The following is a 17,595-nucleotide window of genomic DNA, read 5'->3' on the forward strand; positions in this document are numbered from 1 at the left end:
CGATATTACCGTAATTTGACAGAATTTGTGGAAAAAAAGTGAATGGCAGGGTGCTTTTTTGCTCAACCTAACATTTCGCGGGATAGGTGAGTGTAGTGCGATTTATTTCAGATATAAAAAAGCCCCGCACATTGGCGAGGCTAATATTATTTACTGTCTATTGAGCGTGAGCTTATAGAGACTCAGTAAATGTACGTGCGATTACGTCAGCTTGTTGCTCTGCAGTTAGAGAGTTAAAGCGAACAGCGTAACCAGATACACGGATTGTTAGCTGAGGGTATTTCTCAGGGTGCTTAACTGCGTCTTCAAGAGTTTCGCGGTTAAGAACGTTAACGTTAAGGTGTTGACCACCTTCAATGCCAGCTTCGTGGTGGAAGTAACCATCCATTAGGCCTGCAAGGTTAGCACGTTGGCTGTCTTGTTCTTTACCTAGTGCGTTTGGCACGATAGAGAACGTGTAAGAGATACCATCTTGTGCGTCAGCAAACGGTAGTTTACCTACAGACGTTAGTGATGCTACAGCACCTTTCTCATCACGACCGTGCATTGGGTTTGCACCAGGAGCGAAAGGAGCGCCAGCACGACGACCGTCTGGAGTGTTACCAGTTTTCTTACCGTATACAACGTTAGACGTGATAGTAAGAACTGACTGTGTAGGGATAGAGTTACGGTAAGTCTTAAGCTTACGGATCTTGTTCATGAACGTAGAAACTAGTTCACAAGCAATATCATCTACACGAGAGTCGTTGTTACCGTATTTAGGGTAATCGCCTTCGATTTCGAAGTCAGTTGCGATACCGTCTTCGTCACGGATTGGCTTCACTTTAGCAAACTTAATTGCAGACAGTGAGTCAGCTGCAACAGATAGACCAGCGATACCACAAGCCATAGTACGACGAACATCACGGTCATGAAGAGCCATTAGAGACGCTTCGTAGCTGTACTTGTCGTGCATGTAGTGAATGCTGTTTAGTGCAGTCACGTATTGCTTAGCTAACCAGTCCATGAATGTGTCTAGGCGACCCATTACGTCATCGTAGTTAAGAACTTCGTCAGTGATCTTGTCTGAAACAGGACCAACTTGCATCTTAAGTTTCTCGTCCACACCGCCGTTGATTGCGTAAAGCATTGTTTTCGCAAGGTTAGCACGAGCACCGAAGAACTGCATTTGCTTACCAACGATCATTGGAGATACACAACAAGCGATAGCGTAATCATCAGACTCTAGGTCAGGACGCATTAGGTCATCATTTTCGTACTGGATAGAAGAAGTATCGATAGATACCTTCGCACAGAAACGCTTGAAGCCGTCAGGTAGTTGCTCAGACCAAAGAACAGTGATGTTTGGCTCTGGAGAAGGACCCATAGTGTATAGAGAGTTTAGGAAACGGAAGTTCGAACGCGTTACTAGCGTACGACCGTCGATACCCATACCACCCATAGACTCTGTTGCCCAGATTGGGTCGCCAGAGAACAGCTCATCGTACTCAGGAGTACGTAGGAAACGAACCATACGCAGTTTCATTACGAAGTGGTCGATCATTTCTTGTGCTTGTTCTTCAGTGATCTTGCCAGCAGCGATATCACGCTCGATGTAGATGTCTAGGAAAGTCGAAGTACGACCTAGAGACATTGCAGCACCGTTTTGAGATTTAACAGCAGCTAGGTAGCCGAAGTAAGTCCACTGGATAGCTTCTTGAGCTGTTTGAGCTGGCTCAGAGATATCGAAACCGTATTTCTCAGCCATTTGCTTGATTTGACCTAGAGCACGATGTTGCTCAGAGATCTCTTCACGCAGTTGCATTGTTTCTGCTAGGTTTTCACCGTTTTCGAATTGCTCTTGAAGAGAAGCAAATTGAGCTTGCTTGTCTTTCATTAGGAAATCAATACCGTAAAGTGCAACACGACGGTAGTCACCAATGATACGACCACGGCCGTAAGCATCAGGAAGACCAGTCAGAACACCAGACTTACGACATTTTAGGATATCAGGAGTGTAGATATCGAAAACGCCAGCATTGTGTGTTTTGCGGTATTCTGAGTAGATTTTTGAAACCATTGGGTCAAGAGTTTCACCGTATGCTTTACAAGAACCTTCAACCATACGCACACCACCGTTAGGGATGATTGCACGTTTTAGTGGCTTCTCAGTTTGTAGACCAACGATAGTCTCAAGATCTTTCTCAATGTAACCTGCATCGTGAGCAGTAATGGTAGAGATAACAGAAGTATCGAAATCTACAGGTGCTTTAGTTGCGTTTTCCTGTTTGATACCTTCCATTACCGAAGACCAAAGCTTGTTAGTTGCTTCAGTACCCTCAGAAACTAGGAAAGACTCGTCGCCTTCATACGGCGTGTAGTTCTTTTGAATGAAATCACGAACGTTTACTTCGCTTTGCCACTCACCTGCAGCAAAATCTTCCCAAGCTTTAGCAAATTGCTCTGCCATGACATACCTACCTTTTTAGTAGAAAAAATACGTACATTAACACTGTTGAGCCAGCGCCCCTCGTAAGGGTAGTACACTCTTATTAATAACAATATATATGAGCATATAAGCGTCATATGGTTATATATATTGTCACTACCTTTTATATGTTGTCTTTACTCTATGAATTCAAGACTACGCTAAAAAATTTCTGTAAACCTTAAACTAAATCAATAAATGCCAAAAAAAGTTGAAAAAATTTGAGTGGCAGGGGTTGCCACCCAAACTTTTTTTTAATCCTAATACTACTTTTGTGTAGTAAGGACCATTATAGCCAAGCTTTTAGGCCATATTGACTTTCTAGCATACCAACTGCAAGCATTGCTACTAGACAGATAACTAAAACGCCAACTGGGATAACAATCTTATCTACAAATGATAGACGCTTCGCACGCTCTTTATCACCAATTAGACCGTTATTATCTAGAAGCATAGTCAGTGCCCATGCTAATACTGGGTTAACAACCGCTGAACCGAAGATACAGATACCAGCTGCTTGAGAGTCTTTTGAATCTTTAACCATCTGCATACCCGCTTCAAGTAGAGGTAGAGATACACCTACAAGTAGCGCAACACGCATCACTGGTGGCCATACTGCTACGTCCATTGGGAAGCCAAGAATCGCAACAATAATACATAGAGAGCCAAGCAAGATTGCGCCGCCAGGGATTGGACGTTTCGCGATTGCTGCTGGGATCATGTAAGTACCCCAAGATGAAGTGATGTTACCACCACCAACTGCTGTACCTACCATTTGACGAACTGAACACATAGTCATTGTGTCGTCTACGTCCATCAGTACTTTTTCAGACTTTTTAGGGTAGTTCAGTTCTTGGAAGATACGGTGACCTAGGAAGTCAGGTGACCACATTGCTACTGCTAGGATTGCAAATGGTAGAGAAGCGATGAAGTGCTCAACGTTTGGTAAACCAAGCATCCAACCTTCTTCAGTAGAACCCCACCAGTAGATTGGGTTTAGGTTTGGAATGCCTGTTTCAGTTACGAATTTGATATCGAAACCAGCACCAAGTACTAGAGCAATAGCTAGACCAGTGAAAGCACAAACAGGGATTGCTAACCAACGCTTGTTCACTTTAGCAAGGAATGCATATAGACCGATGGTAACGGCTAGAACAATCAAACCGATGTAACCCATGCTACCAGCAGCGACAGTGTCAGACTGAAGACCAACAGCCCAAGCTTGAATTGAGTTGATTTGGCTCATTGTACCGGTTAGACCCAAGAAGATGAGCAAGCCACCCGCCGTACCTTCAGAGGTAAGGTTAACAAGTTTAGACCCACCTTTTAGGAAGCTTAGGATAAGACCGAAGACACCGATAAGGATTGCCAATGCAAGAGGGTGAGCACCAGCAAGAGCGATGGTACCAATAAGAGGAATCATTGGGCCGTGGTTACCGGCAAGGTTAGCTTTAGGGTTAAAGAAACCAGAAGCAAGGATACAGAACAGCAGTGCAGGGATAAGCATTTCTACACGAGCGACTTCAATCGCAAAGTCTTTACCAAGGTTTACGTGATCCCAAGCTTGAGTTAGGCCTTCAGCCCAAGACATCATTACTGCAGAGTACATCGCGATGATACCAATGGTACCAGCCAGTGCAGGAACAAGGTCTTCTAGTTCAAAGCGGAAGTCACGGCCAGGAAGGTTTAGGCCAAAGCGGCGAGGCTTCATGATTTGAAGTTCGTGATCTAGATAATCTGAGCGGTTCTCAAATTCAGAAGCAGGGCGGTGTAGCTCTTTATAGCTTTTCTCTTCTACTTCAGAGTTCGCATTGTTCACAACGTCTGACATAGATTCCTCATATTTTATGTTAGTAATTCTAAAATTGAATTCTATAAGTTCGCGTAATTGCGTAATTGCGTTATTTCTTAGTTATAACTCATTAACATTATGTTGCACGGTTTTGCTGTGCTTTATGCAGCTAAGTTAAAAGAAATGTTTGGCATTTTTAATGCCTTATTCTTTGCTGAGGAGTCTAACAAGCTTACCCTTTAGGGTGATTGATCTCTGATCACTTTATGAGTATATGTGAAAGAAAGCTACAAAACGCAGCGATTCATTAACTTCCCATTGATGAATCGTGTAATTAGTTTTCACAAATTGACGTTTACCTATCTTCTTCGAGCCTTTGTCGTCATGGCTCGAGTTCAATACTCAATTCTTACTGAGTTATTTCACTATTACTTGCTTCCCAACTGTTCCGAGTGAAATGCTTACAATGTAATAACCTTAAAATAATTGTGCCTTACGGTGTGTATGTAGTGTTGAGCGTGCAGATTATATTTTGCAGATCTCGGCGTATCTAAGTTCACAAAACTTGTTTTTCTTGTGAGACATCAAGCTACGTGAATCTCATTTTGATTAACTTTATTTAAACAATGTAAGGGGTGTAATTGCAGCTTATTGATAGAACTCATTCATTAAATTGAGGCGAAAACGCTACCTTTTGCATAATAAGTCAGAGTGAATCGCTATTTATTCCAATTTATCAGGTTAATAATTTGTTGCATGTTGTTTCGTGTGGTGCTAGTTTGTATCGCATGAAAAGGTCGGAGTACCTTGCATTTTCACAAACTTGGGAGAGAAAGCGCATGAAAGATGTACCAGCGCTGGACATAAAGGATCTACACAAAACGTTTGGTCAAAATGAAGTTTTAAAGGGAATTTCACTTTCTGCGCATAAAGGCGATGTTGTATCGATTATCGGATCTTCAGGGTCGGGTAAAAGTACTTTCCTTAGATGTATCAACCTTTTAGAGACACCAACTGCAGGCGAGATTTGGGTTAATGGCGAATTAATTCAAATGAAAAACAACCGCCAAGGCGTATCTGTTCCTGCCAACGAAAAACAAGTACAGCGTATCCGTTCACGCTTAGCGATGGTTTTTCAAGGCTTCAATCTTTGGTCTCACCTGACCGTTCTCGAAAATGTTATCGAAGCACCCGTTCACGTATTAGGTGTACCTAAAGCTCAAGCGATTGAAAATGCAGAACTACTACTTAAAAAAGTAGGCTTGTATGAGCGCAAAGATTACTACCCAGGTCATTTATCCGGTGGACAACAACAACGAGCGGCAATTGCTCGAGCGTTAGCGGTTGATCCGGAAGTGATGCTGTTTGATGAGCCAACATCAGCACTTGACCCTGAGTTAGTAGGGGAAGTACTTGGTGTAATGCGAGATCTAGCAGAAGAAGGAAGAACCATGCTTGTGGTAACACATGAAATGGCTTTTGCTCGTGACGTATCAAACCATGTGATGTTCCTGCACCAAGGTCTAGTGGAAGAACAGGGCGATCCAGCTAAACTGTTTACGGAACCTGAATCTGAACGTTTACAACAATTTATCTCATCGATTTACTAATCAGAATTGAAACGCCGTTGCCAAGGTAAACAGCGACGGTGTGAACAATAAAACACAACAAGTAAGTTAATAAGCAACAACAAACACAATATTAAAACTAGCAAAACATAAAAACCTAAATCACAGGAGTAGGGATATGAAAAAGTGGTTATTAGTCGCGGCACTTGCTGCAACTGCTGCAACGGGCGTAGCTCAAGCAAAAGAATGGAAAACAGTACGCTTTGGTATTGAAGGTGCTTACCCTCCATTTAGCTGGACAGAAGCTGATGGTTCACTGAAAGGCTTCGATGTCGATATGGCTAACGCACTTTGTACTGAAATGCAGGTGCAGTGTAAGATCGTTGCACAAGACTGGGATGGTATCATTCCTTCTCTACTTGCTCGTAAATATGATGCGATCATTGCGGCAATGTCTATCACGGAAGAACGTAAGAAAAAAATCGACTTCACAGGTAAATACGCACTTATCCCAAACAAGTTCATCGCTAAGAAAGGTGCAGGCCTTAACTTTGATGATCTAAGCGGTCAAAAGATTGCCGTTCAACGTGCAACAACTCACGATAAATACCTAACAGACAACTACGGCGATACAGTAGAGATCGTTCGTTACGGTTCATTCGACGAAGCTTACCTTGATCTAGCAAACGGTCGTGTTGCTGCTGTACTAGGTGATGCATCTGCTCTAGAAGAAGGCGTGCTAAACAAAGCTGGTGGTGAAGACTACGAGTTCGTTGGTCCATCACTAACTGATCCTAAGTGGTTCGGCGAAGGTTTTGGTATTGCTCTACGTAAGCAAGACAAAGATCTGACTAAGCAATTAGATGCGGCAATCCTTTCACTACGTGAAAAAGGCATCTACCAAGATATCGCGGCTAAATACTTCAACTACGACGTATACGGTCAGTAATCTTTAGCGTCAATTCTTAAGGGAGAGGTTCTCCTCTCCCTGTCTTACCAACTTTTTCGCAGTTCTGTTGGAATCCATTATGTTTGATTTACAAGGATATGAAGCGTCGATCCTGAAAGGGGCGGTGCTCACAATCGAAGTTGCCTTGCTGTCGCTAATTTTAGCTATGGTTCTTGGTATGCTAGGTGCCTTAGCAAAACTCGCGCCTTATCGCTGGGCTCGTGCTATTGCAACCCTCTACACAACCGTCATTCGAGGCATTCCCGATCTCGTACTGATGATGCTGATTTTCTTTGGTGGACAAATCCTTTTAAACAACAGTTTGTATTCCATCAACGAGTGGCTCAACGAGTGGTTTGCATCCAGTGATCCTAACCACGAATGGACCGCTTACTTACCTGATTATATTGATGTCAGCCCATTTGTTGCTGGTGTCTTAACCATAGGCTTTATTTTCGGTGCCTATATGGCAGAAACGTTCCGTGGTGCCATCATGGCTGTCGACAGCGGTGAAATGGAAGCGGCAAAAGCTTATGGTATGAGCCCTGTAAAGGCGTTTCACCGCATACTGCTACCGCAGATGATTCGTCACGCATTACCGGGTTTTGGGAATAACTGGCTGGTATTACTTAAAACCACTGCGCTGGTTTCGATTATTGGCCTAGAAGACATGGTACGTGTTAGTGCACTGGCGGCGGGTTCAACCAAAATGCCATTCACTTTCTACATGACTGTGGCGATTATCTTCTTATTCTTCACCAGTGTTTCAACGGGCTTACTTAAGCTGGTTGAACGTAAATTCAGTATCCACGCGAGGTAGTTATGGACTTTTCATTGATAATTGAAAGCCTGCCGATTTACCTTGGTGGTTTATGGACAACGGCTTGGATGGTTTGCGTTGCTTTGATCATTGGCTTATTCGTCGCCATACCACTAGCTATCGCTCGTAACAGTCCAAATATGCTGATTAATGCTCCGGCTTGGTCATTCATCTATTTCTTCCGTGGTACGCCATTATTGGTGCAGTTGTACCTGATTTACTACGGAATGGATCAGTTCTTCCCTGTAAAAGATACACTATGGGAAAATGCATGGTTTTGTGCTTTGGTGGCATTCATCCTTAACACATCGGCATACACAGCTGAAATCATTCGCGGTGCGATTAACGGCTTACCAAAAGGTGAAGTTGAAGCAGCAAAAGCGTATGGCATGAGCACACCTAAGACATACCGACGTATCATTCTGCCAAGTGCATTACGTCGTGCATTACCGGCTTACAGTAACGAAGTTATCTTTATGCTTCACGGCTCTGCGGTAGCTGGTATCGTAACCATTATGGATCTAACCGGTGCAGCTCGTTTGGTTAACTCTCGTTACTATGCCCCATTCGAGTCTTTCCTAACGGCAGGTCTGTTCTACATGGCACTAACGTTCATCATCATCGCGATTTTCAAATTCGCAGAGAAGCGTTTCCTTGCTTATCTAAGACCCCTTAGCTAATTGCACGGTATTCACACAGTTAACAAAACGGCGCTCATTGAGCGCCGTTTTTTATGAGCAGATTCTGTTGCTGTTGATTACTTAAACGTTGACCAAATTGGCGCGTGGTCAGACGGCTTTTCGATGCCACGCAGTTCGTAATCGATGCCTGCTTCAGTACACTTATCAGCAAGCTTCTGAGTCGCAAGTACTACATCAATTCGTAGGCCGCGGTTGTCCACGAAACCTTTCGAGCGGTAGTCAAACCACGAGTATTGGTCGTTTACTTCAGGGTGCAGTAAGCGGAAGCTATCCACAAAACCCCAATCCATCAGTGTTTTCAACCATTCTCGCTCTTCTGGTTGGAAAGAGCACTTACCTGTTTTCAACCAACGTTTCGCATTAGGTTCACCGATGCCGATGTCTGCGTCGATAGGGCTGATATTAATGTCGCCCATCATAATGACTTGTTCGTCTTTGTTGTGGTAGTCATTTAGGTAAGTCATCAAGTCTTTGTAGAACTGGCGTTTGTACGGGTATTTTGTTTCATGCTTGATGTTATCCCCTTGAGGGAAGTAGCCATTTAGCACGGTAACCTTTTCACCATTTTCATCTTCAAACGTCGCCATGATCATGCGTTTTTGATGGTCTTCATTATCTGTTGGGAAACCCTTCTGCACAGAAATAGGCTCTTGCTTACACAACATTGCCACACCGTAGTGGGCTTTTTGACCGTGGAAGTAAACCTTATAGCCCATTGCTTCAACATCAGCAATTGGGAAGGCTTCATCGTGCACTTTTATCTCTTGCAGACCAATCACGTCGGGTTGGTGTTTGTCGATAATAGCTTGCAGTTGGTGAAGGCGGGCTCTAAGACCGTTGATGTTGAAGCTAATTACTTTCATTTGTTTTTATACCTCTCGTAAACCTTTGTCACTGCTTGTTTTTAAAGGTTTTTGATTTGGTGGATTTCATGGTTCATCGTATTTAACCATGCTTAATAATTTCTGTCGCCACTTTGTAGAGACAAAATGGCGACATTAAATGATGTGAATACTTACAGTTACGTAGAATCTATTGAGTCTTAAGTAAATCCAAAAAGAACGCGTATTCAAGTGCGTCTTCTTTTAATCGTTTAAATCGGCCAGAAGCGCCACCGTGACCGGCTTCCATATCGGTTTTGAACAGCAATACGTTGTTGTCTGTTTTCATTTCACGCAGCTTCGCAACCCATTTCATTGGCTCAAAGTACTGCACCTGTGAGTCATGCAGGCCTGTCGTTACCAACATGTTCGGGTAGTTTTGTACCTTAATGTTGTCGTACGGTGAGTACCCCAGCATGTAATCGTAGTAGGCTTTATCGTTCGGGTTACCCCATTCGTCATACTCATTGGTGGTTAGAGGGATCGATTCATCGAGCATGGTTGTCACAATGTCTACAAACGGAACATGTGCACCAATACCACGGTACAGTTCTGGTGCTTGGTTGATGATTGCTCCCATCAATAGACCGCCAGCAGACCCCCCAACGGCGAACACTTTATCTTTCGCGCCGTAGCCTTCTTCAACAAGCTCTTTGGTTACATCAATAAAGTCGTTGAACGTGTTTTGTTTGGTCAGTTTTTTGCCATCTTCATACCAAGGGCGACCAAGCATTTCTGAACCGCGGACATGTGCGATGGCATAAACAAAACCTCTATCCAGTAGGCTTAGGCGAGTTGAGCTGAAGGTAGGTTCAATCGTAGAGCCGTAAGACCCATAGCCGTATTGGTAGATTGGGTTAGTGCCGTCTTTCTTAAATAAGTCTTTACGATAAACCAAAGAGACAGGAACTTGCTTACCATCGCGAGCCGTAATCATGATTCGCTCTGATTGGTAGTTATCCGCTTCGAAACCACCTAATACGGGTGTTTGCTTCATGAGTTCGGATTCACCTGTACTTAGGTCGAAATCATAGTAAGTACCTGGCGTGGTTAAGCTGCTGTAATAGATACGAACTTTTGCGTTATCTAATTCATAGTTACGCGTTAGGTAAGCGGCAAATGCGGTGTCGTTAAATTCAAGTGGGAACTCGTTGCCTGTTGAGAGTTGGCGAACTTTCACTGTAGACAAGCCATCCGCGCGTTGTTCGTAAACAAGATGGTCATCAAACAACTCGAAATCTACAAGCTGAGTATTATCGTCTGCTGGGATGACATCGACCCATTTTGAGCGATCATGCATCTCTTCGGCGGTGACTTTCATTAAACGGAAGTTGACCGCTTGGTAGTTGGTGTAGATGTAATACCAATCACCTAGCTTAGCGATGCTGTACTCTATGCCGGTCTCTTTTGGGTAGAAAGCCTCAGCTGTAGCCTTTGGGTTGTTGGCATCGATGACTGAAACACCGCTGGTTTCTGTGCTCGAATGCCAAATGTAGACCTGTTCTCCATCTTTGCTTTTACTCAAAGAGGTGTAGTAAGCGCTATCGGCTTCTTCGTAGATTAACTGATCGCTTGCCTGAGCTGTGCCTAACACGTGGCGGTAAACTTGATAACCCAGCAATGTTTGTGGATTTTTTTTGATGTAGTAGAAGGCTTGGTTGTCGTTTTGCCACGCGATAGCACTTGAAGCGCCTTCAATTTCATCTTTTAGGTATTCACCTGTTGTGAGGTCTTTGATCTTGATGGTGTAAATGCGGCGGCTTAGCGTATCTTCGCCATAGGCCAACAAGTTTTCGTCTGGGCTGATCGTTAAGCCACCAATACTGAAGAATTCATGCTCTTTTGCTAGCTCGTTTACATCTAAGATGACTTGCTTGTCTGTGCCTAAAAAGTTTTTTTCACGCAGGTGAACTGGGTATTCGTTGTCGCCTGTCACCTTATTCGAGTAGTAGTAACTGCCTTTGCGAACCGGTACCGAATTGTCGTCTTTCGCGATTCGGCCTTTAATCTCTTCAAATAATTGTTTTTGTGCTGCTTCTGTATGTTTCAACACCGTATCTGCGTACTGATTCTCTTGCTCAAGCTGTTGCAAAATCTCTGGATCTTGGCGTGCATCATCGCGCATCCAATAGTAATCATCGATTCGGGTTTCACCATGAATCGTCATTGCGTGAGGGACTTTCTTAGCAACGGGTGCTTGGGTTTGCTGAGCGACGAGCTGTGATTGAGAGTAGTGGTTCATGGTTGAGATTCCTTGATTGCTGCATCCGGCGACAAGCGCTATTGATACGGCTAATGTGGTTAAAGCGATACGCATCTGTATATCCTTAGTGTGTACCTTACTCGTTTTAATGCCAGCATCCTTTGTTGTGAGAGTTCAGGTACGTTGGTGTTCTTCCAGTGATATTATTTATAATTGGATTCTGGATATGCACCTTCATCGTAAGTGTCTGTTATTGTTTTCAAAAAATCAAAGCAATGTTAAATGAAATTACTGATACGTGAGAGTGGAAGGAATAAATGTGCAACAAAAAGGGACACACTTTTCAGTATGTCCCTTTCCTTTGTTTAGCAAGATTCGAGTTTTACGTTAAATAGCCAATGGCATTTCGTTTGAGTGGTCAGGTTTACGATTAACCCAACGTAAACCAAGCATAGCGATGAATGACATAGCAATCATCAGGCAACCGAGTGGCAGTTGGTCTTGAGCTGGGAAGAACGATGCCAATAGTGTTGCGATGCCAGCACCTAGGTTTTGCATACCACCTAAAATCGCACCTCCAGTACCAGCGTGGTACGGGAATGGCGAAAGTGCCCCTGTTGTTGCTGCTGGGAATAATATGCCAGCACCCAAGAAGTAAATTGTGGCACCGCCAATCAAAGTTAATGCTGTTGTTTGACCAAACAGACCCGGTATCAATACCACTGTTGAGCCTACCAATATCGCAACCAGACCAACATTCAATGCACGGCGCTCAGAGCGACGTTGTGCGATGTAACTAGATAAGCCTGCACCGACTAAGTAACCTGGAATAGGCAAGACAAACAGCAAGCTTACTGTGGTTGCCGGTAAGCCAAGTACGCCACCAAGCAACACACCTGCCGCTGCTTCAAATACGGCTACACCAGCAAAGGTTGCGACTAATACCAATAAGAAACCTTGGAAACGTTTATCAGACAGAACGAACTTGTAGCTGTTGGCAACCGATTCATGCTTGCGTCGTTCTTTCGGCAGTGTTTCCATCATGCTCGTCATCATAGTGATCACAACAGCAATACCAAACAGCGCAAGGAATAAGTAGCTAGAACGCCAGCCGAAAACTTCTGTTAGGTAACCACCCAGTACAGGAGCCATCAATGGTGAGAAAATCACACACATGCTAATCAAGCTGTTTGCACGGTGCAGCTCTGCGCCTTCAAAACAGTCGCGAGTCAATGTACGAGACATCGCACCACCACAACCGATGCCCAAACCTTGGATAAAGCTGCCCGCTAAGAACCATTCATATTCGTGAGCGAACAATGCTACCAAAGTACCGATGATGTAGATGATCAAACCAATCACGATGATCGGTTTACGACCTAGGCGATCTGAAAGTGGGCCGTAAACAAATTGCGACAGACCATAAGGGATCAAGTAACACGCCATCACTGCCTGCAGTGAAGATGCCGAAACTAAGAACTCACCTGCCATATGACCGATAGAAGGCACGTACATCGTTTGAGTCATTTGACCTACGGCAGTCAGAATAGCGATTAAAAAGGTAAGTTTCGCTAATGGAAACGAGGCGGACATTTGCGTATCTCTCCAAAAATTAAGACGTAAAAAGCCTTAGCGCTCCATTAAAGGAGAGCCAAATGAATAAAGTGTTCAGGGAATCTAGGCGCGAGATATTAGATCTTGATTGCGGGCTTAGCAATCAAAAAGTGTGAAGTTGAGCAAGATAAAAATCTATAACTTGGATTATAAAAACTAATCCGAAGTTACTGCATTTTAAAGAGGGAGAGGGTGGAGTGGGCTTCCTTTAAATATCGATGTTCTGGCTATGTCCAAAGCGCTAAAACCTAAGCAACACAGCTAATGATTATATGAGTACATCATTTGAAATCACAGAAAAAAGGAAGAAAACACGCTCTATTAACATTTGTATAAACTTTCGTTTTATATGTAAGCAATTTGTGCTGTAATTATCCGCTAAGCTATTCGTCTAACTCATTTACATTGTGTACAGCAATTCGTTGTCGATGTGATAGTTATGGTTATGGAAGTCTTTTGGCTTAAATAAGGATATTAAATGCGCTCTCTATCGGTACAGTGGAAAATAACCCTCTTAGCAGGTTGTTGTTTAATCATTACGTCACTGTCTCTTATTGGTTTCTCGATCTACAACGCGACGAGCAATCAACAAGTCATCAAATCTCAAAGTTCAGAATCAGTTATCAATAAAACTCAGCAGTTGCTGGCGTCTGTTTCTCAGCTAAACGCTCAAGAAACTCAACGTTATGTAGACGAAGCTATTTACCGCGCAGAGATGCTTGCGGCCAGTGCTCAGTTTCTAAAAAACAATGCAGACGAAAACTTTACACCAAGTGAAGAGCTTCGTACCGCCTTGGATGAAATGGTTCGTCGCTCGGTTTTAAACTTCGACTCTATTCAAGGAGCGTATCTAGTTTTCAAGCCTGACTTGCTCGATAGTGAAGATGCGAATTATGTCGATGCTGATTATGTTGGTTCTAACGAAAAAGGTCGTTTTGCTCCTTACTGGAAGGTGGCAGATAACGGTGAAAATGTTCTAGCGAACGTTCTTTCAGAATCTATCTTGAATGATGACAGCAATAGCGAACGTTTTTACTGTCCTTTGTCTTCAGGGCAAACGTGTATTAGTACGCCGAGAGTCGTGAACAGTGGTGGTGTAGCACTACTTACGTCCTCTATTTCAGTCCCTATTTTGGTTGACGACGTTGCTATTGGTTTTCTTGGTATTGATCTAAGACTTGATGGTTTAACCAGTGTGATTACTCAATCTGACCAGAGCTTGTTTAACGGTGCGGGTAAAGCTTACGTGGTTAGTCTAGATGGTTCGGTCATCGCTTCTGATGATTCAAGCATTGCAGTCGGTTCAACTTTCCAAAGTGGCAATACAAACAGTGATTTAATGACCGACTTTATCTTTGGTGGTGAAGTGACAACGCAATGGAGCGAGAACGGTGAGTGGTTACTTGCCTTTGCACCTGTTGTTGCAGCTAACCAAACTTGGGGGGTGTTGTTTGAGATCCCAAGAGACAGTGTCGTCGCTGACGCAAATAAATTGGATTCCATCATTAGCACTAAGCTAAGTGAAGGCATCAAAACAGAAGTGATCGCCGGTACAGTGTTTATTATCTTTGGCTTAGCCATTATCGCATTTGCTTCCCTTTCAATTGTGAAGCCTATTCGACAAGTGGTTGAGCGACTTAATGATATTGCTTCTGGTGAAGGTGATTTGACCCAACGTTTGGAAGTGAAATCTCAAGACGAAATTGGTCAGCTATCCAAAGGGTTCAACTTATTCTTAGACAAGCTACAACACACGATCAAAGAAGTGATTCACACCACTGAGCAAGTGGCGAGCACGACAAGCCAGGCTAAAGCATCGGCATCAAGCACTCGAGAAAGCAGTGAATCTCAATTTAAAGAAGTGGATCTTGTGGCGACAGCGGCAGAAGAGATGACTCAAACTGCGGGCTTAGTGGTACAAAACGCAGAAGTGGCCGTTGATGCAGCGTGCGAAGCGAATCGTTCTGCTCAACAAGGGCAACAAGTCATCGAACTTTCAGCAGGTGAAATGAGAAAGCTGGTTGAGCGTATGTCGAGTGCTGTTCCTATTGTTGAAGAATTGGCAAAAAATAACGGAAACATCACCGAGATCTTAAGTGTGATTGAAGGGATCTCTGAGCAAACTAACTTACTGGCATTGAACGCGGCGATTGAAGCGGCTCGTGCTGGCGAACAAGGTCGAGGTTTTGCTGTTGTTGCGGATGAGGTAAGAAACCTCGCAAGTCGCACCCAGTCATCGGTTGGTGAGATCAGAGCGGTGATCGACAAGGTTCATGCTGGAACTCAAGATGTCGTTGAAGCAATACAAGAAGGCAATATCCTAGCTAACGATACAGCACTACACGTTCAGAAAGCAGTTGAAGATCTGGGGTCGATCTTTACTTCTATTGAGGCGATCAGTGATATGAACAGTCAGATCGTTCGAGCAGCCGAAGAGCAACAATCGGTTTCCGGTGAAGTAAATCAAAGCGTGGTTAATATTCGCGATTTGAGTGCGAAGATCTTGGAGCAAGCCGCGGCTTCTGAGCAAGTCGGCAATGAAATTGACCAACTGTCTCAACAACAAAAGAAGTTGGTCAATCAGTTCAAGGTATAAGCATTAAGCCTTAACCAGTTCTTGAATAGAAAAAGGGACAAATGAAGATTTCATTTGTCCCTTTTTTAATTGTTTATTTAGAGGCTAGGCAATAACCAGCGGTTGACGCTGCATACTCTTCGATAAACCAGTAGCCTTTGTTGACCAATTCAGTCACGACAGTTATGCCCGAAGGAGATAGGGCAGTAGCCGAGGTAATCATGGTCTCATCGCAAAGTATGTTGAGTAACGAAGAATCCGCTTCATCAACCTTAACCACTTCGCCATTGATGTAAGCAGTGTTGCTTTCATTTTCGTGGTAGAGCGCCTTTAAGCCTGATACTCGGTGAATCTCACCTTCAGACTCTAAGTGTTGAGCGATCTCTTCTTGAGTCCATAGTGGCTCTGGAGCAACGATATCAAGCTGGTGGCGTGATTGGCTTAGCAGACAACCCATGAATTCACTGATGGTTTCAGGTTGCTCTAGTGCAGATTTCAACATGTCTGTGAGATTGCTTAAATCCGATGAACGAATTTTTCCGTAGCCTTCTTGCATTTTGAATTCTGGATCGTGCAGGTGTACGTCACCCATATCATGAGCAAGCACAAAATCGGCAAAGTTGCTGATCAGTTCTTGTTCTTTAGGCGAGCGGTAGCCAATAGAGTAGCTCATTGACGGCTCTAACGTGCTCCCTTCATGTGGGAAACCTGGTGGGATATAAAGGATATCGCCCGGCTCTAAAGTTTCATCAATGATTGGGTCAAAACCTTCAATTTGACGAAGTGCAGACGCTTGAACAGTCTCTTTGTATTGGCCAACATCTTTAGCGCCAACCTTCCATTGACGTTTGCCTTGACCTTGAATGATGAAGACATCGTATTGATCAATATGTGGGCCTACGCCGCCTTCAGGTGCTGAGTAGCAGATCATGAGATCGTCGAATAACCAGTTTGGTAACGCTTGGAACGCCTCAGTCAGCTGATTTGCGCCTTGGTGCCAGTGGTTCGCTGCTTGAACGATCAGTTGCCAATGAGTTTCGGTTAATTCGCCAAACTTTTCTTCAGAGAATGGGCCGTGTTCTGCAGTCCACTGATTGTCGAGGTTAGAGACAAAGCGAGAATCCACTTCTTCTTCCATCGATAAACCAGCAAGTTCTTCCGGCGAAATTGGGTCGACGAAGTTTTGGAAGCCACCCTTTAAGATGGTTGGTTTTTTATGCCAGTAGTTTTCAAGAAACTCGGGCATAGAAAAGCTGAGTTGGTACATGTGAATCCTGTATATTTTTATGCTAGATGCTAGATGCTAGATGCTAGATGCTAGTTTGGCTTGTAAATCTTGCTGGACAATTTTGATTGCTTCTAACGCGACTTTTGGATCGATTTCGTTGCTTTCGAGCAGATAGATCAGGTCGACAGCTAACTTAACTTCTTCTGGTGCGTTATCCAGTGGTGATGGTGTGTTATCAGTGTTCATTTCGCTTAGGGTTCTCTAAGTTAATCAGTCTCTCAATATTTTTCATTGAGTCTTCACAGCGTTCTAATCGCTCTTTTGCTAACTGCCAAGCCTCTTCCGCTTTTTTCTTACTGTGGCGAGGCGCAGAATCAAACGTTAACTTTCGTACTCGTACTAAATCGACCAATCGCTTTTGCCAGTCTTGGTGCTGGGCGAGTTCGTTGTATAGGTCGTTAAGGTTTTTCCCTGACTTGCTTTTTCGGTCCAAGCGTAAATCGTGGTTGGCTAACTCTCTTTGGATTGCTGCAATCTGATTGGTCAGCTTTTCTGTCAGGTAGTTGGCTCTGGACGCGGTCAGTTGATTTGAGGTTTGTTCACGTACAATGGTGCGGTACGTTGCCTGAGTTTCAAGTGCATAGGGAAGCAAAACAGAGGCGCCGCATTTAAATAAGGCTCGGTCAAACAAGGCTTGATGATAAGCCCCTCGAGATTTGTCAACCTGCGAGCAATGGCCAATCAAGGTATCAATAACACTTTTTAGCTTTGAAAATTGATTCATTTCACTTCCCGTT

General features: G+C 43.8%; 13 protein-coding genes. 5 read left to right on the top strand and 8 right to left on the bottom strand.

What is annotated here, in order from left to right; all coding sequences use genetic code 11:
- Positions 1 to 172: 172 nt before the first annotated feature.
- Positions 173 to 2,449, bottom strand: a complete 2,277-nt coding sequence (gene pflB / locus LMH68_RS13160; protein WP_017063492.1) for a formate C-acetyltransferase — start codon at positions 2,447 to 2,449, stop codon at positions 173 to 175.
- A 307-nt stretch (positions 2,450 to 2,756) separates the two neighbouring features.
- Positions 2,757 to 4,298 (bottom strand): DUF3360 family protein, encoded by a 1,542-nt coding sequence (locus LMH68_RS13165; protein ID WP_008220142.1) that lies wholly within the window; start codon positions 4,296 to 4,298, stop codon positions 2,757 to 2,759.
- An 800-nt stretch (positions 4,299 to 5,098) separates the two neighbouring features.
- On the opposite strand from LMH68_RS13165, the gene LMH68_RS13170 reads away from it, so the two are divergent.
- The 4 genes from LMH68_RS13170 (at position 5,099) to LMH68_RS13185 (ending at position 8,276) form a co-directional block, all read left to right on the top strand.
- Positions 5,099 to 5,869 carry an ABC transporter ATP-binding protein gene (locus tag LMH68_RS13170; protein ID WP_004736532.1) on the top strand — a complete coding sequence of 257 codons (771 nt, stop codon included), beginning with the start codon at positions 5,099 to 5,101 and terminating at the stop codon, positions 5,867 to 5,869.
- Positions 5,870 to 6,005: 136 nt separating this feature from the next.
- Positions 6,006 to 6,776: an ABC transporter substrate-binding protein gene (locus tag LMH68_RS13175; RefSeq protein WP_010437364.1), complete on the top strand. Its 771-nt coding sequence runs from the start codon at positions 6,006 to 6,008 to the stop codon at positions 6,774 to 6,776.
- Between the two features lie 79 nt (positions 6,777 to 6,855).
- Positions 6,856 to 7,596 carry an ABC transporter permease gene (locus tag LMH68_RS13180; RefSeq protein WP_017062124.1) on the top strand — a complete coding sequence of 247 codons (741 nt, stop codon included), beginning with the start codon at positions 6,856 to 6,858 and terminating at the stop codon, positions 7,594 to 7,596.
- 2 nt (positions 7,597 to 7,598) lie between these two features.
- On the top strand, positions 7,599 to 8,276 hold the full coding sequence (locus tag LMH68_RS13185; protein ID WP_017062123.1) for an ABC transporter permease: 678 nt from the start codon (positions 7,599 to 7,601) through the stop codon (positions 8,274 to 8,276).
- Positions 8,277 to 8,353: 77 nt separating this feature from the next.
- Here LMH68_RS13185 and xthA read toward each other — a convergent pair whose 3' ends face one another.
- The 3 genes from xthA to emrD form a co-directional block, all read right to left on the bottom strand.
- On the bottom strand, positions 8,354 to 9,160 hold the full coding sequence (gene xthA / locus LMH68_RS13190; protein ID WP_229647106.1) for an exodeoxyribonuclease III: 807 nt from the start codon (positions 9,158 to 9,160) through the stop codon (positions 8,354 to 8,356).
- 169 nt (positions 9,161 to 9,329) lie between these two features.
- Positions 9,330 to 11,420, bottom strand: a complete 2,091-nt coding sequence (locus LMH68_RS13195) for a S9 family peptidase (RefSeq protein WP_229647165.1) — start codon at positions 11,418 to 11,420, stop codon at positions 9,330 to 9,332.
- Between the two features lie 348 nt (positions 11,421 to 11,768).
- Entirely contained in the window at positions 11,769 to 12,974 is a 1,206-nt protein-coding gene (gene emrD / locus LMH68_RS13200; RefSeq protein WP_017065927.1) for a multidrug efflux MFS transporter EmrD, read from the bottom strand.
- 499 nt (positions 12,975 to 13,473) lie between these two features.
- Between emrD and LMH68_RS13205 the strand changes: the two genes are divergently transcribed.
- Positions 13,474 to 15,591, top strand: coding sequence for a methyl-accepting chemotaxis protein (locus tag LMH68_RS13205; RefSeq protein WP_229647105.1), 2,118 nt, complete (start codon positions 13,474 to 13,476; stop codon positions 15,589 to 15,591).
- A 73-nt stretch (positions 15,592 to 15,664) separates the two neighbouring features.
- Here the strand turns inward: LMH68_RS13205 and LMH68_RS13210 are convergent, their stop codons facing one another.
- The 3 genes from LMH68_RS13210 to LMH68_RS13220 are packed head-to-tail and all read right to left on the bottom strand — an operon-like array spanning position 15,665 to position 17,582.
- Positions 15,665 to 16,837, bottom strand: a complete 1,173-nt coding sequence (locus tag LMH68_RS13210; RefSeq protein ID WP_229647104.1) for a cupin domain-containing protein — start codon at positions 16,835 to 16,837, stop codon at positions 15,665 to 15,667.
- A gap of 36 nt (positions 16,838 to 16,873) precedes the next feature.
- Positions 16,874 to 17,044 carry a pleiotropic regulatory protein RsmS gene (gene rsmS / locus LMH68_RS13215; RefSeq protein WP_017055021.1) on the bottom strand — a complete coding sequence of 57 codons (171 nt, stop codon included), beginning with the start codon at positions 17,042 to 17,044 and terminating at the stop codon, positions 16,874 to 16,876.
- Positions 17,034 to 17,582 (bottom strand): primosomal replication protein, encoded by a 549-nt coding sequence (locus LMH68_RS13220; protein WP_229647103.1) that lies wholly within the window; start codon positions 17,580 to 17,582, stop codon positions 17,034 to 17,036. Before LMH68_RS13220 ends, rsmS begins: the two co-directional genes overlap by 11 nt.
- Positions 17,583 to 17,595: the final 13 nt, after the last annotated feature.

Origin of the sequence: Vibrio sp. F13 (assembly GCF_020806305.2) — a bacterium.
Classification (GTDB): Bacteria; Pseudomonadota; Gammaproteobacteria; order Enterobacterales; family Vibrionaceae; genus Vibrio; species Vibrio crassostreae_C.